The organism is Paenibacillus sp. FSL R7-269, assembly GCF_000517865.1.
Classification (GTDB): domain Bacteria; phylum Bacillota; class Bacilli; order Paenibacillales; family Paenibacillaceae; genus Paenibacillus_AQ.
Genome location: NZ_ASPS01000046.1, coordinates 54,939 through 76,374 on the forward strand (window position 1 = coordinate 54,939; position 21,436 = coordinate 76,374).

Annotated in this window: 26 protein-coding genes; 3 read left to right on the plus strand and 23 right to left on the minus strand. The window is 46.2% G+C overall.

The annotated features are described in order from the left end of the window. Positions 1-2: 2 nt before the first annotated feature. Positions 3-125 (minus strand): hypothetical protein, encoded by a 123-nt coding sequence (locus C162_RS37360; protein WP_268748812.1) that lies wholly within the window; start codon positions 123-125, stop codon positions 3-5. A 431-nt stretch (positions 126-556) separates the two neighbouring features. On the opposite strand from C162_RS37360, the gene C162_RS20195 reads away from it, so the two are divergent. Next, positions 557-1,291: a hypothetical protein gene (locus C162_RS20195; RefSeq protein ID WP_036696993.1), complete on the plus strand. Its 735-nt coding sequence runs from the start codon at positions 557-559 to the stop codon at positions 1,289-1,291. A 146-nt stretch (positions 1,292-1,437) separates the two neighbouring features. On the opposite strand, the gene C162_RS20200 is transcribed toward C162_RS20195, so the two are convergent. The 22 genes from C162_RS20200 to C162_RS20305 form a co-directional block, all read right to left on the minus strand. Next, positions 1,438-1,848, minus strand: a complete 411-nt coding sequence (locus tag C162_RS20200; RefSeq protein ID WP_036696997.1) for a hypothetical protein — start codon at positions 1,846-1,848, stop codon at positions 1,438-1,440. A 73-nt stretch (positions 1,849-1,921) separates the two neighbouring features. Then, positions 1,922-2,200, minus strand: a complete 279-nt coding sequence (locus C162_RS20205) for a hypothetical protein (RefSeq protein WP_036697001.1) — start codon at positions 2,198-2,200, stop codon at positions 1,922-1,924. A gap of 114 nt (positions 2,201-2,314) precedes the next feature. Further along, a complete protein-coding gene (locus C162_RS20210) occupies positions 2,315-2,758 on the minus strand; it encodes a phage tail tube protein (protein ID WP_036697004.1) in 444 nt (147 codons plus the stop codon). Positions 2,759-2,761: 3 nt separating this feature from the next. After that, positions 2,762-4,114 carry a phage tail sheath subtilisin-like domain-containing protein gene (locus C162_RS20215; protein ID WP_036697018.1) on the minus strand — a complete coding sequence of 451 codons (1,353 nt, stop codon included), beginning with the start codon at positions 4,112-4,114 and terminating at the stop codon, positions 2,762-2,764. Beyond that, positions 4,095-4,361, minus strand: a complete 267-nt coding sequence (locus C162_RS20220) for a hypothetical protein (protein WP_235218480.1) — start codon at positions 4,359-4,361, stop codon at positions 4,095-4,097. Before C162_RS20220 ends, C162_RS20215 begins: the two co-directional genes overlap by 20 nt. Continuing rightward, positions 4,358-4,831, minus strand: coding sequence for a hypothetical protein (locus C162_RS20225; RefSeq protein ID WP_036697020.1), 474 nt, complete (start codon positions 4,829-4,831; stop codon positions 4,358-4,360). The genes C162_RS20220 and C162_RS20225 overlap by 4 nt, the downstream gene beginning before the upstream one ends. After that, positions 4,828-5,346 carry an HK97 gp10 family phage protein gene (locus C162_RS20230; RefSeq protein WP_235218483.1) on the minus strand — a complete coding sequence of 173 codons (519 nt, stop codon included), beginning with the start codon at positions 5,344-5,346 and terminating at the stop codon, positions 4,828-4,830. Before C162_RS20230 ends, C162_RS20225 begins: the two co-directional genes overlap by 4 nt. Next, complete coding sequence (locus tag C162_RS20235) at positions 5,339-5,665, minus strand: hypothetical protein (RefSeq protein ID WP_036697022.1); 327 nt, start codon at positions 5,663-5,665, stop codon at positions 5,339-5,341. The genes C162_RS20230 and C162_RS20235 overlap by 8 nt, the downstream gene beginning before the upstream one ends. Further along, entirely contained in the window at positions 5,662-6,048 is a 387-nt protein-coding gene (locus tag C162_RS20240; protein ID WP_036697024.1) for a hypothetical protein, read from the minus strand. Before C162_RS20240 ends, C162_RS20235 begins: the two co-directional genes overlap by 4 nt. Then, the gene (locus C162_RS20245; protein ID WP_036697111.1) at positions 6,026-6,331 is read right to left on the minus strand and encodes a Rho termination factor N-terminal domain-containing protein; all 306 of its coding nucleotides are present in this window, start codon (positions 6,329-6,331) and stop codon (positions 6,026-6,028) included. The genes C162_RS20240 and C162_RS20245 overlap by 23 nt, the downstream gene beginning before the upstream one ends. After that, positions 6,331-7,287, minus strand: coding sequence for a major capsid protein (locus tag C162_RS20250; protein ID WP_235218481.1), 957 nt, complete (start codon positions 7,285-7,287; stop codon positions 6,331-6,333). The genes C162_RS20245 and C162_RS20250 overlap by 1 nt, the downstream gene beginning before the upstream one ends. Positions 7,288-7,298: 11 nt before the next feature. Then, positions 7,299-8,531 (minus strand): XkdF-like putative serine protease domain-containing protein, encoded by a 1,233-nt coding sequence (locus C162_RS20255; protein WP_036697027.1) that lies wholly within the window; start codon positions 8,529-8,531, stop codon positions 7,299-7,301. A 37-nt stretch (positions 8,532-8,568) separates the two neighbouring features. Further along, entirely contained in the window at positions 8,569-9,141 is a 573-nt protein-coding gene (locus C162_RS20260; RefSeq protein ID WP_036697028.1) for a hypothetical protein, read from the minus strand. An 84-nt stretch (positions 9,142-9,225) separates the two neighbouring features. Continuing rightward, entirely contained in the window at positions 9,226-10,056 is an 831-nt protein-coding gene (locus C162_RS20265) for a phage minor head protein (RefSeq protein ID WP_036697034.1), read from the minus strand. Further along, positions 10,049-11,527: a phage portal protein gene (locus tag C162_RS20270; protein ID WP_036697036.1), complete on the minus strand. Its 1,479-nt coding sequence runs from the start codon at positions 11,525-11,527 to the stop codon at positions 10,049-10,051. Before C162_RS20270 ends, C162_RS20265 begins: the two co-directional genes overlap by 8 nt. Before the next feature lie 3 nt (positions 11,528-11,530). Beyond that, positions 11,531-12,847 carry a PBSX family phage terminase large subunit gene (locus C162_RS20275; RefSeq protein ID WP_051493768.1) on the minus strand — a complete coding sequence of 439 codons (1,317 nt, stop codon included), beginning with the start codon at positions 12,845-12,847 and terminating at the stop codon, positions 11,531-11,533. Continuing rightward, positions 12,834-13,715, minus strand: a complete 882-nt coding sequence (terS, locus tag C162_RS20280) for a phage terminase small subunit (protein ID WP_036697037.1) — start codon at positions 13,713-13,715, stop codon at positions 12,834-12,836. Before terS ends, C162_RS20275 begins: the two co-directional genes overlap by 14 nt. Before the next feature lie 294 nt (positions 13,716-14,009). Continuing rightward, complete coding sequence (locus tag C162_RS20285; protein ID WP_036697038.1) at positions 14,010-14,219, minus strand: hypothetical protein; 210 nt, start codon at positions 14,217-14,219, stop codon at positions 14,010-14,012. Positions 14,220-14,768: 549 nt separating this feature from the next. Continuing rightward, the gene (locus C162_RS20290; RefSeq protein ID WP_036697039.1) at positions 14,769-16,007 is read right to left on the minus strand and encodes a site-specific DNA-methyltransferase; all 1,239 of its coding nucleotides are present in this window, start codon (positions 16,005-16,007) and stop codon (positions 14,769-14,771) included. Between the two features lie 46 nt (positions 16,008-16,053). Next, positions 16,054-16,686 (minus strand): hypothetical protein, encoded by a 633-nt coding sequence (locus tag C162_RS20295; RefSeq protein WP_156949668.1) that lies wholly within the window; start codon positions 16,684-16,686, stop codon positions 16,054-16,056. A 398-nt stretch (positions 16,687-17,084) separates the two neighbouring features. Continuing rightward, a complete protein-coding gene (locus C162_RS20300) occupies positions 17,085-17,708 on the minus strand; it encodes a hypothetical protein (RefSeq protein WP_036697047.1) in 624 nt (207 codons plus the stop codon). Between the two features lie 456 nt (positions 17,709-18,164). After that, positions 18,165-18,776 carry a restriction endonuclease gene (locus tag C162_RS20305; RefSeq protein WP_235218482.1) on the minus strand — a complete coding sequence of 204 codons (612 nt, stop codon included), beginning with the start codon at positions 18,774-18,776 and terminating at the stop codon, positions 18,165-18,167. Positions 18,777-19,261: 485 nt separating this feature from the next. Between C162_RS20305 and C162_RS20310 the strand changes: the two genes are divergently transcribed. Both C162_RS20310 and C162_RS20315 read left to right on the plus strand, forming a co-directional pair. Beyond that, positions 19,262-20,398: a DUF262 domain-containing protein gene (locus C162_RS20310; RefSeq protein WP_036697048.1), complete on the plus strand. Its 1,137-nt coding sequence runs from the start codon at positions 19,262-19,264 to the stop codon at positions 20,396-20,398. Further along, positions 20,388-21,413 (plus strand): hypothetical protein, encoded by a 1,026-nt coding sequence (locus C162_RS20315; protein ID WP_036697049.1) that lies wholly within the window; start codon positions 20,388-20,390, stop codon positions 21,411-21,413. Before C162_RS20310 ends, C162_RS20315 begins: the two co-directional genes overlap by 11 nt. Positions 21,414-21,436 lie beyond the last annotated feature (23 nt).

The following is a 21,436-nucleotide window of genomic DNA, read 5'->3' on the forward strand; positions in this document are numbered from 1 at the left end:
GCTTACTCCATCTTGGGCGCGGAGATGAACCCGGGAGTCTTCCATTCTGCGGATCTCATCATCTGCACGGGATGCCGAACGGCGTAAATCGTCGGCTCCAGAGCGAGCGCGTCGAAAGATGTCATCTACGTTCGCGCGTCCCAGCCGGCGCGCCTCGTCCGATGCGTTACCAATTCGTCCGCCTAAATCATCCGCTGCACTCCTGGAACGACGAAGGTCAGATACCAGGTTATCCCCCATCTGACCTGCAGCCCGGCGGAAGTCGAATAAATCATCAGTTGCCCCGCGGAGTGCATTTCGCATATTCCGGACAGCACCAGAAATAAGGTCCTTCGCTTCAAACGGGACCGTCACTTTTGTTGTCGCTGCTATGGTTGTTCACCACCTTGCATTTATAGATATAGGTCTTTTAAGCATTCGAAATATAAATCTACGAAGCAGGATATTTAAACAAATTCACGAATAACTGGGATGAGCATATTGTGAAGTTCGTTAAGGGATTTCATCAGAGATAACGCAAAACTTATTAATAAATTTAATACTGAAGGGAAGCATTATGAAAAAAGTAATGATAATATTATTTTTCTTGGTTCTTATTGGTTGTTCTCATAATGAAAGAAGTAAAGTTTCTACAAACAACTCAATAAATACAAACAAAAATGAAACAAAAGGGATAGAGACAACCGTTAAAATAAAGGCAGAATCAAGCGAAGCCCCTGGAACTAGCGATGAATCAGAAATTAATAATCAGATTAGCTCTGACGCAAATCCCAGCAACTCTAATATCACCTCAGAAAACCAGTCTATTTCGAGTGAAGACGAAGCAATAAAATTAGTGAGTTCCAAGTTAAATCAAGAGCAATTAAGGATTTCGTCTATAAATATAGTTGGAACTGATGATGAAGGGAATTACATAGTTAAACAATCTAGTAAAGCTACAACTGAAGTCATGGAGTGGTACCATGTGAATCTAGTTACTCAAGAGATTAGTTGCGAGATACTTGGAGACACCTGTCTTGATGACTACACTCCCCTGGTTGCAGATGATATAAACGAACTTTCCCTAGAACAGCAACAGGCTTTGGAACTTGCTAAATCATTTGCAGCCGATAATTTAGTTCAACACGGCTACGTCGATAAACTTACATATGTTGAGTTTTCTCAAATGGAAAATGAAAATTTTGTTTTTCAGATTTATAATCCAGGATCTGGGGGGACAGATACAATTGATTGGTTAACTGTGGATCTAGACCAAGGTTCTGTTGTTTCAAAATTTAACTTAGGCAAATAAAGATCTATATCATTTTCTTAGAACTCTCTTGGCTTCTTCTTCGGCGACCATGCCGGCCGCAAGACAGAAATAATACTGCCGCTGTTTATCTACCTCATACGGAAGGATCTCAGCTGGCAGCCGCTTCTGGTTTATCCAAAAGGATGCTATCCAGCTTGCTTCTCCGTCTTGCTTGATGAGTTTTTTGCTTCTTTCAACAACGCATCCTTTGTCTCCTGGAACTTGGTCACTGCTTTGCTCAACTCAGCATAATCAGCAGGGTTGTCCAGGATGCGCGGCGGCAGCTCATACTTATTGATGCAGTTGAAAGCCAGCAGCAAATCCTTGTTGTTCCAATCGAATTCGTGCTCCGTCGCCTTGACGATCATCACATCGATTTCGTTGAAGGATTCTTTCGGATCGCCGTTCTCTTCATAAGCCAGCTCATAGGCACGGCGTACCTCGATGGTAGTCAGGCGGCGTACTGACCATTCCTCTCCGTCTGCTGGTACAGTAATGGTATCATCGTTCCGACCTGTTTTGCCCTTGGAAAGATATTTTTCTAATTTATCACTCATGCAAAAAACCTCCAGTATTTTTGTATTAGAATGCAAAAAAGTCGCTGGCGCTTCCCTGCCAACGACTCCTTTACTATTTTCGTTTAAAGCTCTTGGCCCATTGGAAAGTCATTTCTTGAAAACTCACCTGTTTACGCCAAGTCTTGTGGGTGGTTTCCCACTCATTAACTGCCTGTTTGTACGGTGTGTAGAACCGCCAATCACTGATATCCCAAGAAGAAAAAATCTTTCTATAGGATTTTCCAAATGAAATGTCATGAGGATATCTTCGTACGGCCTTGCTTGCCTGCCGTTTGATCCAACGACTTGCCTGATCTTTACATACGGGTGTCTTCTTAATGCTTCTACTCAAATCAGCTCTAACCTCCTTCAGGGAAGCTAGAGTCCGTCCAGTAATTTCATTGATTCACCCCTTATTTTTCCATGATCAAATGATAAACCGATTAAATCACTGAAGCAACCATCTTTATGCCATATAAGCTGGGAACTGCTCTATGAAATCAAAGTCATTAGCAGTACCAGACAATGTAATGTCGATACCGTTGTTCTCATCAATCTTGGCAACGAGCAGATCCATTTCATCATGGATATGCACACCGCTGATCATCACCCGCTCCACATTCCCGCTTTGCATATCTTCGAGGGAACCGGTGATCCGGTCCAAGAACATAGTCTTGCCCGCCTTGAAGTCGGCCAGAAGGCGATAACGAAGGGCCGACTCCAGCTTCGACATAACCAGTTTGACCGTAATTTCATACCCCACAATCTGCTTTGTCTTGGACATCTTCCGCGCACGGATAATGTCCAGCGTCTCCGGCTTCAGGATAACTTCTACTTCTTTTATGGTCTGAATTGAATCCCCGTTATCATCCTGCACAGATAAATTACGGCCAATCAGCTCGCGTTCCATGGATTACGCCACCTCCCAATCAATATTAAAGATTTCAATCGCATCGAGCGGCTTTGCCGACAGGGAAAAGTATGCGTAATCTGCGTCGCTCACCTTTGTCGGGTGCTCGGTAAAGGTGAATTCATCACCGATGGCCTTCTGCTGCGCCCGCACCTTCAGATAGCTGACGACCGCAGCGATGAACAGCCCTCGGCCGTCCTTGTCATTGTCCAGCTTGGCCTTATTGGCTTTACCGGCAGCGTAGATGTCGTTCAAGATCTGGTCGATTGTCATCGACACGCGGATCTTCCCGAAGTCCTCCCGCTCCCCAGCTCCCAGCGTGGTCAGCGTATTGACGGCAGACTCGATAATGTAGTCGTAACCGTCTCGCGTGGCCATCAGGGTTCCTTCGGACAAACCCTTCAATACCTCCGAATGGCTCCAGTCCACCTTAGCCTGTGTCATTGGCACCTTAACACCTGTAAAGGACCGATTCGCCGGCGTGCCCGCGACCAACCCAGCCACCCACGCAGCCCACCGAAGAGAGTCATAGGTCTTACCGTTGGTATGTTCACCGGCCAGAGAGCAATTAATAATAAAGCGGGCATTTGCAGCACGGCTGCGGGTATTATGGATCTCGATGTCGTCGTCTGCAGAAGCGGCACCAGCAATAACTAGTTGTGCCAGCTTGCGCGCCTTGGTCCGGCGATCCAGCAGCCACTGCTTGGCCGCTGCCTGGACAGCAGCTTCCGCAGAAGGAAGATACACAACGTCAAAAACCAGACCGTCAATCCGGTTAAAGACGCCGCTCCAGTTTGCTGCAGTAATGGCTGCGGTACCGGTGACTCCACCGTTCAGCTTCGTGTAGGCCACATCTGCCCAAGCCGTTGAACCAGTGCTTTTAAACCGGACCATATTGGATTTCTTCAGTTGCTCAACGGCTTCGGACTTGTCGGCTACAAGAAATGTCTCGGTGTCAAAGATGCCTTTGGTGTCCCGGATGACAATTTCCTTCTTACTGGAATCTACCAGGGCAGCACGAATCATATACTCAAAGTCGTTCCCACGCGTACCCGGATACCGGGCTTCAATAGTGTAACTGCCATCCACCGCTGCAGCAGCGACCTTCTCGCTACCGTTAGTCACCCGGTAACCGATTACTGTCGCGCCACTCTCAGCCGCCAGCTCCAGCTCATCTACCTGCAGTCCGCTTTCCTTGAACCGCTCCGGCTGATCCGCCATATCCACGGCTTTATTCGGCAGGCCCCACTCCGCTTGGTACGGCACCAGCACGCGGCCAGATACCGACAGAACGCGCGACTTCGCAATCGCCTGCAGCTCAACATATGCGCCCGGTCTACTCCGTTGTATCGACATTCACTGTTTCCTCCTTTGTTGTCAGGCTCAAATAGGCCTCCACTTTACGAGTGACTTCTTGCTGGGAGAGCAGGGCATCATCCCAGCAATCAAAAAGAGCGCCGGCAATCTCAAAGCGCTCCCGCTTCAAGACCACTGCGCTCTCAATCCATTCTTGCTTGCTCCGCTTGTTCAAATCCTCAGACGATGTGGAGACCGACTTTGGCAGCTGCTGCCGCGGCCCCCGGCCGGTATTGTTATTGCTCACGATTCATGCTCCTTTCCATCATACTCAGTATAAAAGATGTTAATTTTTTCGGCGGCCGGCTTGGGAATATTCAACAAGTACGAATATCTGAAGGTAACCTCCATCCGGTCATTCAGCAGCCGCGTGCGCGGAGCCTCAATCACCAGCATAATCCCAAAGCGCTGCGAGACCACGCAGAACCGCTGCTGACGAAGGTACAGGAAGAAGGGAGATAAGTCCAAGGGGACCGGCTCTCCTGCGTCCTCATCCCCGCTACGATCGATGTCATAGTGAAAGACCAGGCCCACATCCTCTATGATCCGGTCTGCCCGCGGGGTGTGCGCCTTATCAGAGACAAGGTCCGTCTCGATGAACACACTCGGACGATCAAACTGCCCAGCCAGCCAAAGGGAACGGTCCCGAAGAATAGGCAGCTCCGGATATATCCGCTGCACGAGTTCTGCCCAAGCTTTCAACCCAACATCCATCATGACAGCATCCTCCCCAGCTCCTTCTCCAGTCGCTTCATGATCAGCGCGTTCATCCCGCCCTCCAACTCCTTCACTGCAATGTCAAAGTAATGCCGACCGATGAATGAACGTGGCTTGGCCATAAATCCACCCTTCGCTCCTGGGTCATAAACGAATGTGCCGTTCGTTGCCCAATACCCCGGAACGAAATGGGCTTTGTGGATGGTGTAACCGTCATTCAGCAGCCGAGGATACCCGCGCTTGCCAGGGTCACTGCTGCTTGTACCCAGATTAGACCCGACCTCCAGCGTGATACTGTTCCGGTCTACGTCCCACTCCCATACATTGCCGTCTTCACCGCGGGTAAAGGAGTTCCACATGGTCCCGGTGTCGATAAGGTCCTGCTTGTCGATTTCATCGATAATAAGGTTCAGCAGCGTTTCGCCAACGGCTTCCGCGATATTCCGGAGGATTTGATTCACACCTTCGTCACTCAGCCGTTTGAACTTCTTGGCCAAGCCGTCAAAATCATGCATGTTCACTACCTTTCACCTCGCAAGTCACCAGCAGTTCACGCCAGTAACGACGTGGGTTAGAGTCAATTACAAGATACCTGCGTCCGAACAGTAACACTTCGTCGCTGATTCGGACATCCGCTGTTTTCGGAACCCCGATTGTCTTCTTTACAATGTAAAGGACAGGTGTGGTTTCTGACTTAGCATCCGTCTGCGTCTTCACAACAAAACACTTCAGATCCGCGACCTTCCCCGCCTTCCGATCACTGAAAAGGTTGTCCGCATCCTGCTGGCGGCCAACCCGGTAAACCGCCAGCGGGGTATTCATGCGATGATTCATAACAAATAAGCCTTGATGTTCCCGTCATCCGGCCCGGACTGCTGCTTTTTGACCCAGAGAAAGAGAATAGAGTCCACATCGGCATTCCCTGTGGTCTTCCCCTCTATCGCCTGCCGTGTATATGTCCAGGCGCCGTCACTCTCTGCTGAATAGCCACGGGCGACCGAAGCCAGGTACTCCTCACTGTCCTGCAGGGCCAGGGACTCGGCCAGCTTCACCCAAGCGAGCATGAGCTGCTTGTCTACCAAGATAGGAAAGGGTACAGGCAGATACAGTTCAATCCGGGTCTGAGCATCATCGATATACTGCCCGAGCTGAGCTTCTGTCGCCTCCTGTACGGCGCTGACGCGGCTGCGTTCCTTAAGGAGTGTCGTTGTCAGCATCCGGCACACCGCCGCCTTCCAGCGCCTTCAGGGCGGCGATCAGCTCCGGCTTCTTCATATCAACAAAACCTTCAATGCTTGCCTTCTTCGCCTTGTCCTTCAGCTGGGAAACAGTCAGATCTTCCAATGGGATAATCTTATCCTCGTGGATTTCAAAATCTGAGTTCTCCCGCAAGTGCTTCAGCGCACCCTCATCCTCCACCAGTACCGGCTTAGCCGGCTCAAACCTGATACTGTGCAGCCGGAGGGAGGCATTACTTCCCCGGTAGGTTACGTACGGCATCAGAATTCCACCCCTTCCACATAGGCCAGAGCTTGCGGCTCTTCAAAGATGGCATCGAAATCGGAATGAATCGCGTAGAAGCGCTTGTCAGTCCAGATTGCCTCCTTGCCTTCCGTCGTCTTTCTAATTTGCATATCATATGTGTGAACCATTGCAAAGTTCGGTTGATAGGTAAAGAGAATGGCACCCTCTGGCATGCTCCAAACCTCTTCAACGTCGTAAGCGTTGATCTTCTTCACACCACCCATGATCTGCAGTTGAATGGATGCGCTGGTGTCTTTCTCGGCCAGCATCTCCAGACGTTCGCTGAAGGTGTTCGGGTGCATGAAATATTTGAACACGCCGCCGGCTCTGTACCGAGTTGGGATCGCTCGCTCCACCTCAAACAAAACCCCAGTCTTCTCTTTGGCCGAAAGTGTACTCCAATCCAGATAATGCCCCGTTGTTCTGGCCAGCTTCAGCCAGCCGTCATTGATCGTCAGGAATTCATAATCTGGGTCTGTGTTAGGTGTATTCGTATCCCCGTTAAAGCCAATGTCCTGCATATTCTCGCCGTAATTGTTGGCCATGTTCCGCATGATGATATCTTCCGCATTTTGACCGCGGACCCGCTGCGTCTGGCGGATAAACTCTTCAGTGATGTCGAAAGGCAGCACTACCGGTTCCACCGAATATGGAATCTGCGGAAAGGTCAATCCTGGAGTATTAGTCGCCATGATGTTCTCTTTTTTACTGCGCATGTTCCGGCCACGCACACCAACCTTGTCGATGGTGCCTTTAGAGCTCTTCCGGTTCTCATGACGGATTCCTTTCAGGAAGCTATTCGCCTCATACGCCATGTCGGTGAAGGCTTCGACTTCCTCATAGTTCAAGGCGTTCTGGTCCATCGTGGTTACAATGGTCGATTTCTGGATGCTGGATCTGGTGATAATACCGTTTGTTTTCATAGTATGCATTCCTCCTTCGATTACAGGAAACGTCCGAAACTAACGGCGCCTTCTGATTTGCTGATTTCTTCTTCGTCACCTTGCGCGGACGCACCGCGGCTGTTTTTCACCAGTTGCACATCTGCTGCCAGTGTCTGCATCTGCTCAGTCAGCGGCGCCAGGGCTTTGGCAATGGCATCCGTGATTGCAGTCTCTTCTGCGGTCGCAGCCGTATCAGTAGAACCTGCAGGCTTCTCACCTTCGACACCTTCCTCTTTCTTCAGCTCTGCAATCTCTGCCGTCAGGCCTTCCACCTGCTTTGCGATCGGGGCCATTGCGGCCGTAACTGCCTTGGCAATATCTTCAGCTTTCAAATCTTCTTCCTCCTCGGGCTCCTCTGGTACGGGAGCTGTCTTATTTTTCAATTCAGTCAACGCTGCAATAGCATCGTCGACGTGTTTCAGGTTCCCAGCGGAAATCTTCTTCCCGGCCTTGGAAATCTGCGCCGGCGGCGTGCCGATGGCCTTGATGATGTCTTCCTTAGTCAGCACATCTTCAGCAATATCAACAAAGTCCTGAAGGGCTTCCCGGATAGTCTCCGGATCGGTTTCCATGCCACTCTGCCAGGTGTCCCAATTAAAAAGAACCGAGTTGAGGGCATCCTGTGCCGCCCAAAATTCTCGGTTCTTCCGGTTCTTATGGTATTTGTCTGCGACGGCCCCCTTTTCAATCAGACTCAGGCCCAGCGCTTTGGCTATCCGGCTCAAAATCCCCTTGGATACCTCCTCTTCCTCCTCGATCTCTTCCCGCTTCCCAACACCCCACATGCTAAATCCGGTGATCTCGCCTTCCTTGATGGCCTCCCAGGTGTCGTCATCCGTCACTTTCACGGCTGCCACCCAGGAGCCCTTCGCGATCTGCTGCTCTCCAAGCGTCATGTCGCAAGGAGCAATGTACGACTCAATGACAAATCCTTTGTCTGCTTCGAGATCATGCTGCTTATCGATATTGTAGGTGTGCTGCTTCTCCATGAAGAGGTGAGCTGCCTTCTCGATCTCGACTTCATCCATTTGGTCATCGTGAGCATCGGCCACATCCGGCTGGTACACCACGCCTTTGACAATGCGCTTGTCATCGTCAATTTTGGCAATCTGGACCTGTTTGTGAATGGCGTTCTTCCCGGAGTCCTTGATAATGGCAAACGGAACGCCGTTGGCTCCCTTGTCTACCAAGGAGATGTGCGTAATCTTGGCGTCTTTCAGTTTAAAGGTCATATTCTGTTCTCACCTCCTTCCAATAAAAAAAGCCGCGTTAGCGACTTAACTTAATTAATATTTCATCCTCCTCTTCCTTTTCGCATTGTTCATCTACTTTGTAACTATTAGTTGCAACCCATCCATACCCGCTATGATTCCGATAAATATCTTTTACGATGATTCTTTTAAATTGTTGTTCTTCTCTAGGAAGAATACATAATGGTCCAAACTTCATTTGTAAATGTACAGTAGATACTCGATCTTCAATCACCTCTACACTGTTCCTTAAGGTTACTTCACTAACATTCAGCAAATTTATAGCGTCCTTTATTTTAAGGTATCTGCTCTGCTCAAACTTGAATGGCCCATATATATGGCTAACCTCTCTACGCGATAAACTATATTTTTTATTTGAAGTAAAAACTTTAATTGATCCTCCCTCTTTAATCAACCAATCTTTTACTCTGAGTGGGGACCCACATAGTTCGAGACTATCTCCATGCTCTAGAAAAATGAAGCAAGGCAATAACCACTTTCCCTTTGGAAACCCCAGATATCCTTTGGGATTTTTCCTTATTCCAACCCCCAAAAAATGCATTTCTTTTTTTAATAGTTCTAATCTCTCCATCCATATTCCTCCAACTCACTATGATACTGAAGATCATAATGCTTTTGGACAGAAAAGCCTAGTTGAAATCATTAAAATCTCATGTTAAGTTAACACAGATTGCATCGTGCAGCGGCAACGGATGATCTCCTCAGCGCGTCCAGACGGATCTCCCGGAAACATCAGCTTGCTCTTACCGACTTCAAAAGGCTTATCCAGCGGTTGCACCTGGCCGTTCGCCTTCCGGTGCGTCTTACGGGTGCGGTCCCCCTTGGAAGATCTCCACTTCTTCCCGGATACCACCTCCGACTGCTTCCAACCCTCCAGCTTACCGCCGTTGGCAGCAGCCGTGCTCATCGTCCGGGAAACGGTAATAGCCCGCTCCATGTTGAATGGGCCGGCATCACCTTTGGCAGCCGCAGCACTGACCTCTCGTACCAGCAGCGCCCGCTCGGATGGTGTCTTCCCCTCCTTGATGGATTTTTGGAAGGCCCGAGTCATGACATCTGCAGTGGTGCCGTTCATATCTGGAACAAGCTTCTGCAGCTTCTTGGCGAACCGAGATGCGGCCTTGTTCTTTGTAGACCAGGTCTTATCGGTGTTCAGCACCGTCAGCTCCGACTCGCCAGCCAAGTGATACAGTGGTGTGAAAGCATCGTATACCGCCTGCTCGAACTGGACAGTGAACAAATCACCGGACTGTACGGACTGTAGAACCTTGCCCAGCTCTCCGATATCAATCAGCAGCTCCTCGCTCAGCTCCTCCATAGCATCATGCAGGGCCTTCCCCTGCAACTCAAGGATCTCGACTATCCGGGTTTCACCCTGCTTGTACAACTCCTCCAGTACGGCCCGCTCGGCATGGGTCAGTTCCAGGCTGTCCAGAAACTCAGTGTCGTCCGCTTTTGCGATGAGTTCCCAGCAATCCTTACACATGGCCGGTTACCTCATCATGACTCTGCCGCAGCAGACGTTTGGCAATGGTAGCCACACGTTCCTGTAGATCGTTCACATCGGAGTCAGGTTCAGGCACGGTTATAGCCGGCTGACTGTTCAATAGCTGTGCTATTGGTGTGTCGAGGTATTCCGCACTGTACTTGGATTCATCAATGGTGGTATCCAGCACTTCCTCGGCGATTGGAATCAAATCCCGGACCAGCATAATGCCGTTGTCTGCGATAAATTCCAGCAGCGCCTTCCGGTCCTCCGGATCGATAATCCGCGGTCCTCGCAGGGTCGCCCGCACTCGGAAGATACCCATGGCCGGAAATAACCGTTTGTTGAAAATCTCATCCATAATCCACTTGCGGTATGGCTCAAAGACCTGCTCCTCTGCAAAGCGCAGCGCGGCCTGAGCCGTAGCGCGGTTGTAGTCAGAGCTCTGGCCAACCAGAATCGGCGGCAACCGGAACGCGGAGAGGATATCGGCTTTCTTGTCCTTCCCGTATTCCAGGAACAAAGCATCCTGCTGGAGCAGATCATTCAGCTTGTCCAGCTTGATGGTCACCTTCTCGACCTTCTCGTCCAGTGGCCCGCCGGTCTCCTCCCCTATCGCTTCCAGGTAGAGAATGCCGCCTTGTGACTGAGCCCCCTTAACATTCCGCAGGAGCTCCATGGATTGTTTAGTCAGCCGGCCATTGGTCACTGTGAGAAGCATGGACAGCATGCGGCCATTGCTGAAGTAGGAAACGTTGAGCTCCTCGGCCTCTCGGCTGCCGACGACGCCTGGCGCATTCCCAAACCAGCGGGGTTCACCATATGGACCGTCATTGCCCAGCTTCAGGGGGATAATCTGATTACCTTGACCCTCCGTTCCGAACGACCTGAACCACACCACCGACTGCCCGCGCTTCATTGCATACTTACGAGCGTAAATATCCTGCGAGAACTCCTCAACCTTCTTCGATGACCGGATCAGGCGCTTCCGCTTGATGGTCACCTTATCCGTCTCCCGGGTACAACGAACGAATTTCGGATTGATCCGGTACAGTGTAGGGAACTCGCTGCCAGCAGGCCAGGCGACCTCCACATTTGCATTCCCACTGCTCTCAATATCCTCAATGAGAGAGCTGATGATCTCATCCGGCGTATCCTCCAGGTTGCAGGTCTCCAGAAACTTGTCAGCCTTGTTCCACTCTTCCAGTGCTGTCTCATCGCTCTCTCCTGGAAGGTACTCCAGCGCAATGCCATAACCGGCAATGTTCCGTTTGTAAGCCTCGATACACTGCGGGATGATGTTGCTATTTTTCACCAACAGCTTGCAGGAAGCAGGATCATTGCCAATAGGGAATGGCAGCAGCCCATGCGCATCATAGAGGTTTTCAAAGCTATCTGGCAGCTGCGCGCTGGAAGGGATATGCCGGTCTTCTACTTTTGATATCTGGAACCACTGTGCTTCACCGCTCATGCTTTACACCCACCCCACACCATGATCTGATCGCTCCTCTCTGTCCTTTTTCCGCTGCTTCACACGCTGCAGCAGATAATCCGTATGGATTCCATACCGGCGCGCATCACAGGTATGGTCATTTTGCTTAATGGGCTTGTCCTCGCCACGCTCGGCGGCTTTTTCATCCCACACGTAAGACACCAACTCCTGAAGGGAATTGGTGTTATCAGCACAGATATACAATTCATTGCGCTGGAACCGGTTGGACACGGTCTGAATGCCATCCAACACCGTATTCACAGCAGCCCGGATGTTGGCAATGCCCCGCTTCTGCAGCTCAATAATAAAAGCCTTTGCTGACGGGTCGATGAAGATTGCATACTCATCGCCGTCAAGAAAGGCTTCCAGATCATCCGCATATTCACCATTCGTTTTCTCACCCTTACGTCGGATGTTGTGATAATACTCATCCAGCTCATAATAGATGTTCCCGCGGACTCCATATTTCAGGAACGCTGTCGGGTTATTGGCCCCGTAGTCGATACAAAGGAACTTGCGGTCATACTTAGCCGGGAACCAGTCTCGTGGCTTCTTATGGACCGCGTCATTGAACTTCGAGAAGATAACCCCTTCAGCCATGACCCACAGGCCCAGGATGTACCGCTGATAGAAAATCCCGCTGTACATGCGCCGGTACCGCTCGCGCACCCGCTCGGAGAGAGACAGGTTGTCCTCCATTGTGAAGTGCAAGTGCAGCGCATGCTTCTTCTGCAACTGATCGAGCCACTCCATCTTGAACCAATGATACGGGCCAGCGGGGTTGCAGTTAAACCACAGTTTCGCACCATCAACGGAACAACGAGCAGTCGCCTGGTCAACGAAGGACTTCGGCATCAGGGCCACTTCATCGAAGAACATTCCCGCCAGCGTAATCCCCGCAATCAGATCCTGCGAGCTTTCATCTCGGCCGCCAAATAAGAAAAACCGGTTGCTGATCAGCCCCCGGGTAACGGTCAGTACATTTTCAGATCGATTGTCATGCACGTGATACCCACGGCTGGTCAGCATGCGCTTTAGCGGACCGATTACGTTACGTCTCAGCGCGCCGATGGTCTTACCAGACATACCGAATTGTTCACTCCGAAAGGTGTCCATCGCCCAAGCAATAAAAGAGAACGACATGCAGACGGTCTTGCCAGCCCGGACCGAACCGTCACAGATGATTGCATCCTTATCATGGTGCGGGCTATCGGGCGTCCACCAGGTCAGAACCTTCAGCTGCTTCTGCGAAAAGGGAGACCACTTGAACGCGGGCGGCTTGAGTTTAAGCTTCCCCATCGTCGCTCCACACTCCCGCCGCCATACCCTTCAGCGCATCAATGAAGCCATCATCCTCGAAGTCTTCCTTACCGCCACCACCGCGCAGCATCTGCAGCTCATACTCCATGGTTTCAATGCGGATACGCTTCTCATCATCGGTCAGTCGGTTCTTAAGCTCAATGGCCCGGATTTTCTTATCCTGAATACGAGTTAGGGCTTCCTCAAGCTTCACAATGTCATCCAACTTGCGGAAGCCTTTCTCCTCGATCTTGGATTCCATCATCTCATTACGGGCATGTGGGATCTTCTTCGTGATGCCGGTCTTCTCATCATGGATTGTCGCCACTTCCTTGATAGCCTTCAGCTCATAAAAGACGTTGCGCTCAGTTTCAGAGAGTCCATCCATCAGGGCTTTGATCCGCTGCATCATACGGCGCTCCCGGATCGTCAGGAGGTACAGAGATTCATTCGCCTGGATGATCGGATCAGTGTCCACCTGATCGATGAGCTGCTGCTCGGTTTCGGTCAGAGTATCGAGCCAGATGGTTTCGTGCTCACCGGTGGTGACCGCCTTCTTGTTACCGGGTGGCCCGCCGGCCCCGCCGCTGTTGCCCCTGGCATTTTGATTACCCGGAGGAGCGCCGCCGCGGTTACCGACTGCGTTTTCGTTCCCTTTGGGAGCGCCGCGATTAGTAACGTTACCTTTAGCTTCATTAGTAACGTTACTATTCAGGTCAGCAACCCACTTGTCCTGGGACTTCCACTTTCGGACCTGTGTTTCACCTATAGAAAGAGCAGAGGCGATGTCCTTAAGCTTCATCATCCCGCCGCTCTCCAGCCACATTTGCTTTGCCTTGTCCCGCTCGGGACTTCGCTCTCTGGCCATTCATAAATTCACCACCTCCCAAAGAAAATCAATGTATAGAACCTACTTTTATTGGGTACAATAAGATTGTTCCACAATAACTAAATCAGGAGGTAGACCACCATGAAAGAGACTTATATTTCCTTTGGAATTTGGGGAATTTGGGTAACAATCATGTTGGTCAGACCTTAGTGTCTGACCGGTTAGGAAAGGGGGTGATCTCCCCTACCTAACCGGTTAATAAATAAATATAAATAAAAGATCGATTTCTAACAAAAAAGAGCCGCTAAATGGCTCTTTTTTTATATTTATTCATTAAATCTCATCCTTCTGCAGCTCAATATCTATCTCAATCAGCTTCCGTAGATCATCAACCGTCTTAAATTCAATCCGGCCATCCTGGAAGTCCTTGACCCACTTGGCTATGCCAGCCTTAACAATCTTCCGGTACTGCGCCTTGCTTTCGAGGATACCGGCCATGATTTCAAGCTCATGTTGCAATAAAAGTTCATCTTTTGTTCCCATTGCGTTCCCCTCGGCTTCCGTGTATATTTGGAAACGAGACAGCGGATGTCTGGAAATGCCACGCGTGGCGCGCCGCTGTCTCAGCCGGGGGATACCCTGGGTGACGGGGAGGACGTTCGCGCGTCCTCCTTTACTTTTGGGCAAAGAAACACCGCTCCTTGGTCAAAGGAACGGTTTATTTTATTCTTGATTTAGTTGAATGGAGTCAATTATCTCTTAGTCCATGATTTCCAAAGGAACGCAATCGAAAAAACTATACTAGGAATTATCCACTTTGAACTACGATCAGAAGTAATTATCGTTTCCATAACACTTATACTTAAACAAAGAAGAATGGCCGAACTTAACCACCATCTGATATTTAGGGAAGATCTGGAGAACACTTGTTCATGCATCGGGTTTACTACAAATCCTAGAATATATACACTGAAAGATAAGCAAATAAGAATCCAGGATAACAATGAAGACCCTCCAGTAACATCCATTATATAAGCAGTATATCATTTATCTATATTGTTACCTGGCATATTTTGCTACTGGATCAGTGTATTAAAGTAATATTGGTTGTATCCCAGTCAATTCTAGGAATCTCCGCTTGATCACATCACAAAAAACCGGGTCCAGCTCCATTGTCCTACAGGAGCGGTCAAGCTGCTCACAGGTCATCATGGTGGAGCCGCTGCCCCCGAATAGGTCGACCACTGTATCCCCACCCTGACTACTGTTCTGGATAGGGATAGCCAACAACTCCAACGGTTTCTGAGTCGGATGTAGGTACTTCGAAACATCCCCTCGGGAGACATCCCAAATAGTAGTTTGAGTCCGATCACCATACCACGCAGGCGCCTTTCCTTTTATATGGGCATAAAACACCGGCTCATGCTGAAATCTATACTGCGACCATCCGAAACTCGCAGAATTCTTCACCCAGATACATTGCGATCTACGCACAATATCAGCTGCATTCATCGCATTCTCGAAATCTCTTTGATAGAATGCCGGGTGGAATATATAAATTGCTGCGGTTGGTTCCATCACCGTCATATAGTTCTGGAAAACAGCATGCAAAAAGCCCGCAAACTCCTCTGCGGGCATGTCGTCGTTCATTATTGAGCTGGTTCCGGCTTCAGCCAGGCGAGCTGAATCGCTCTCTACTGCGACATTGTAAGGAGGGTCCGTCACTACCAGATCCGCCTTGACTCCGGCCATTAGCCTGGAAACATCCTCAGCATTCGTAGCATCGCCACACATAAGAATATGCCGGCCAAGCTGCCATACATCACCTCGACGCGTTTCAGGCTCTTCGATCCGATCAAGTGCTCCCTGAACGTCGAAGTCATCTTCAACAACTGACTGATCCATCTCAATATCTGGGATGTCTATAAACTCAGCTATCAGTTCACCGATCTCTTCTGACTCAAAACCGGACAGCGCCAGATCTGCCCCGCCTTCCTGTAGCTCATTCAGCAGTTGCGCCAAAGCTTCATCATCCCAGTGGCCAGACACTTTGTTCAGCGCCAGATTCAGCAGTCGCTCCCGCTCTAGATCAAGGTTGACTACAGAAACGGCCAGCTCCTTACAGCCCTGCTCATTGACCAACACCTTGTACCGCTGATGGCCACCGACCATATTGCCGGTCTGCTCATTCCAAACGATCGGGTCAACGTACCCGAATTCGTCCAGGCTGCGGCGAAGCTTCTCATACTCCGGATCTCCAGGCTGAAGGTCAACGCGGGGGTTATAGACGGCTGCGTTAAGCTGGTCAATCGATATGATTCTGATGTCCATGTTAATTCCCCTTTCAAAAAGAAAAAGCACCCAAAGGTGCAAGATATTATCGTCTATAATATCTTAAAATGCCATTCATTTCGTGATCATCAATCATAATGCCATAACGATAATGTAACTCTCTATTGATGTTCCCAATAGAAATTTTTGGGTTTTTAGTTACGAGTTCCTCTATAGTTCTCTCAATTTGTTGTTTCTTGGTTGGGAGACTCATCTCATCCGATGATAGTTCCTTATTGTTTACCGTTATACTAGCCTTTAAATCATTTGAAAACTTATTTAGTTGCTCATTTATATAGGGTATAATCTCATCTTCTTTTTTACCTATAGGAGTCATTTCAATTACAATTGATTCCCTAATTTGATTAATTCCTTCATCAATGCCGGTTACAATCCTCTGATTAATCGCATTTATATCGATACTACTGACCTTGTTATCCAGTTGGCCAATCTTTTCTTTCATCTCACCTAAAATCATATTCATGTCTTCTTTAACTCTGTCTGATTTCGTTACTTCTCTTACTGAGATATAAATTGCTACTGCTGCAAGTGCAATGGAAACAAAAGTTGATATGTAAGAAATAAAACTCATGAACTCAATGTGATTTACATACAAACTGCACCCTAGTAACAAAATACAAGTAAGGGTCCATAACCAATCGCGGTGCCTCCAATTCAAGTCAATACCCCCTCCTATATTTTTGACGGGAGGAATCTTCTCCTCCTGGATCTTTTCCCAGTATCCGACATATCCTGACACTGGTCAAGTAAGATATTGTAGAAGTAGTAGCCCCCCTCTGCTTACTTCTACCGATCCGCTGAAAGCCTGCAGATAAAAAACAAAAGCCCGGATTGCTGCTCAGCAAATCGAGCATCGGCTGCAGCATGGGTGAGGCCTCCATTGAGTTGAGTTGGTTTTTCATCTTTGGGTAGGCTGAAACTTAGCAGGAGAAGGAGAGAACTTGCCCATCCTGCCCTTTTCTTCCCTTCACCACACAAACACACGTTCCTGAATACATGGTCTAAGAACGGCTCACAGAAGGTCATTTATAGGGATAAAAAAAGCACCCGAAGGTGCTAAAGGAACCCAATTGTATTATTGTTTGGATTCAAAGAACTTAAATTATCTAAAAGCTTAATATTTTCAAAAGGCGCCCATGTTTCTCTAATCTCCATTAGACTTGAGTGGATTGGCTGGACAAAAAATTCATTAATCACTTCTGCTTTTGTAGGAATTTCCGAAAAAGATAAATTCCTTTTCCAACCCATTCCATACTCATAAGCAATTTCGTTACTACTGTTCACAAAAACTCTCAACAGCGTTGCATGCTGATTTTCAATTTGCATAGTAAGTACAATACAACCGGAGATATAGCAGCTCACATTTTTATCAGACACAATCGCTTCAACTGGCTCTGTATTCTTGTAATCTTCAGAAATTTCTTCTGGTTCCTTTAACATCACCGCTCCATCAAGAAGGGATAAGCTATAACTATTACCATTAATTTTGAAGTTATATGATGATTTAAGTTTGTTGATATCCGGTTTTACAATAGACTCCGGAAATTCATTATTTAAAAGAAACAGTTGAGTATTGTAGACTTCACATAAATTTTGAAAAAAGTGTTTAGTTTTTTCAAAAGCATTTTTTCGTAATGAAAGGTATTGAAGATGCCTTTCTACGGTTTCATTAATCGACATATATAAACCTCCTTTTTCTATGCATTATTCGACGTTCAGGAAGGTTTTTCCTTCTGGCACTGCACTCTGCTACAAAACTGTGCTGTTCCTTCCCAACGCCCCCATATGCAACCTTTACATTTAGCCGGCTGCTTCGGCTGATCTTTTAACCGCTGTTGCTTTTGCTCCTTCTTCAAAATAATTCCCCCAATATAAAAAAGCCGCCCAATAATGAGCGACTTCGGAATATATATACAATTACGCCGTACATTGAGCAAGGCCAGATCAGTGGCGTCCGCTCCGCATCCGCAGCAAATGCGCTGCGCTCTTTGCTTAAAATCTTTACGGACTTTGTAACAAAGGAGGACAAGACCATTTTAATGATCTAACGAAATAAGAGTCAAAGCCACCAATATTGAATAACAGGCTTGAGTACATCAATTTATACGTCATGCTTTATATTGCTCACTATTTCAATTAAGCGCTCGTTTTAGCATTATTGACTTTTTTAGCAGCTACCGTCTTCTCTCTCATTTGGAGAAGCATTTCGATAAGCTCTTCTCGGCCAATAAGCCGCACGTTATTTGACTTTGCAAGCTTATAGGCTTGCTCAGTATAATCTCTATTCGTTACTACCCAAGCAGCTGAAGCGCCATAATGTGAAACGGCCCCTCTAACCTCCTGTACTGCCTTCAGACCGACATTCTTGCTGTACCGCTTAGCCTGGACAACAATCCGCTTCCCATCTTTTGATAATACCAGATCAGCACCGTAATCACCGGCTGCTTGTGTAACTTCAGCTTTATATCCTTGAGAACGGAAGAGGTGGCCAAGATATTGTTCAAACTGTACACCTTCCATTTTATCAATCTCAGCTATACCAGATTTCTTTAAGCGTTCAGCCCGCTTCTGCCCTATCACAATCATCAATACAATTACAACAGCCACACCGACAGCTGCTCCAACTATAGCACCTTGTAAGGTTTTGGTTAAATAGTATCCTCCGAGTGCTAATCCCATTGCTGCTAAGCCAGCCAATCCCTGAAAGAACTCTTCTTCCTGCTTTGCCTTGCTCTTTCTTCTTGCCACTTGAAACCCCTCCGTGAGTATGGTCGTATAGGTCTGTATTCGTCACAAAGGAAGGAATTTCCTCTTTTAATGTCGAACTTTAGTCCTACAAATAATGGAGGTGACTATTTTTATGGATAGAGTGAGCGAAGCTTTTAAGCCATTCATATTAAAGATGCTTTTTGGTGGTGCATCAATAGCCATGATCTTCAAGCTACTTCAAATGTTTTCATAGAAAAGCGAGAGGAGGTACGCCCCGGTTAAGTGCCGCAGGTGCAGCCGTGCGTGTCACTCTCGCCTGATTTCCACGAACCCATACTATCACGGAAAAACAATCATATGTTACTCAACTTTGAGTCAATATTCAATCAATCTTTGTCATTTTTTCTCGAAAATATTCACACACATTAATTACTAGGATTAGAGTATCCGATCTTTCTCAACAATTCTTCGCAGGAATTGGTATAATTATGAAGTGATTTTATTAAAAAAGATGAGGTGCATTTATGAGTTTTAACTATAACGATGTATTGAAGATTGCAAATATGAAAAGCGATAAAACCACAAAATATAATGAAACAGAAATTGTAGAAAAATATAGAAAGGGTGAAGTTCGAATTGTTACTGAACAAGCCCGATATCCTTTAGCAAATTTAAAGAATATTTTTGATTCATACAATTTAAACCCTGATTATCAACGACGAAGAGTCTGGGATAATAAACGAAAGTCAAGATTAATTGAAAGCTTTATAATTAATGTTCCAATACCACCAATTTTTCTTTATGAATACGATTTTTCCAGGTATGAAGTTATGGATGGACTTCAAAGGGTTACTTCAATATTAGAATTTTTTGATAATAAATTTGCTCTCGAAGGCTTAGATCTCTGGGGTGAATTAAATGAAAAATACTTTTCAGATTTACCCAATGAACTAAAGTTAGCTATTGAAAGAAGGTATTTATCAGCGATAATTCTGCTGAAAGAAACTGCTAATGATGAACAACAAGAGAAGTTAATGAAGCGTTTTGTTTTTGAGAGATTAAATACAGGTGGAATAGAGCTTTCCCCACAAGAAATAAGAAATGCAATGTATTCCTGTGATTTTAATGAAAGATTAATTAAGATGGCTGAATCAGAAATTTTCAGAACTCTTTGGGGCGAGCTTGAGAGTGAAAACTATAGTCGAATGGAAGATTGTGAATTGGTTCTTAGGTTTTTTGCCTACAAGAGCGCTTGCAAATATAATTTAGCGAAGAACACCTTTGCTATTTTAGATGTATATGCAGAGAAAGCTCGTGATTTCACAGAAGAGAATATTATTGTGTTGGAAAAACTTTTTAATAGCACATTGAATATAGTGAACTTTTTATTCGGGGAAACTGCGTTTAAATCTTCGGGAAGTTCTAAAAAGAGTGAAAAAATGATATATGATACGGTAATGTTAAGTTGTGCTGAGTTAATGGAAGAAGGTTTGGAGGCCAAATTATTGCAGTTAAATCCTACGACTATGATTACCGAAAAATTCAAATGTATCAGCAAAAATAGTGATGTGTTCAACGGAAAATATACATCAATACGTAATGTTAAAGAACGTGTGGCAATTCTAAAAAAGCTTTTACGAGGTAATACTAATGAGCTATAACGCCCTTTCTCAAGATATAGGGGAAATTTTAGAAATAATAAAAATTAATGGTAATATACTTGGAACGCTACATGGGAAAGATGCATCTTTATTTAAAAAGTCATCACATAAAAATTTAATTATTGAGATTTATACATTTTGGGAAAATTTCTCAAAAAAAATAGTGTTTAGTTATTTTGAAAATTACAAAAAAATTTTAGTTGATAAGAATTTTTTAGTGAATTACTTTCAACATGTTCAAGAGAAATCTTACACTCGCAAGCTTTTCTTGAATAGTATTGACGAGAATAAATTCAATATTACTCCAGAAAATTTATGCTATTCAAATAATTTGAACTTCAAAGAATTAAAATCGCTTTTCCAAAGAATTATGTTTAATGAGAATGAATTCGCCAAACACACCGAAAATCATAAGGAGTTAGAAACTGCATTAGAAGACCTTAAAAACAATCAAATTGTCCCTATATTTAAGGATATAAAAACTAGATATGAAGTCATAGAATATGTAGAAGCCTACTTGAATGTTTTAGTAGAGAATAGAAATATAGTTTCCCATCAATATCAACTTGTAGAGGTATATACATTAAAGCAATTTGAGTCCATATTGAATTTTATTAAAATAATGTCGTCATTAGTTTATGAATATTGTGAAAGTCAATTATTAATTAAGGCTATAGAAAAAGAAGAACTCGTATGTAAGCGGATATTTCCGCTTCGAGTTTATAAAGGTAACTCCAGAGGACAGACCGCTATAATAGCTATAAGAAATAGTTTTCATAAAATTATTACTAAAGATACAAAACTATATTGCTATGACAGAGCGAATAAAATTTTTAGAAAGGTCGAGATTATAAAGATATTTAAGTTTGAAAAAGAGCATTATGAAATTCTTCCATTAGAGACGTCCACATTAGAAGTTCAAACTGTTGCAACAATTAACAATAGGAATCATAATTTCATTATTTATGCATTAAATCCCAATACAGAAACCTATAGCTACGAACTTGTAGTATAAGAATTTTATAATAAGAAATCTAT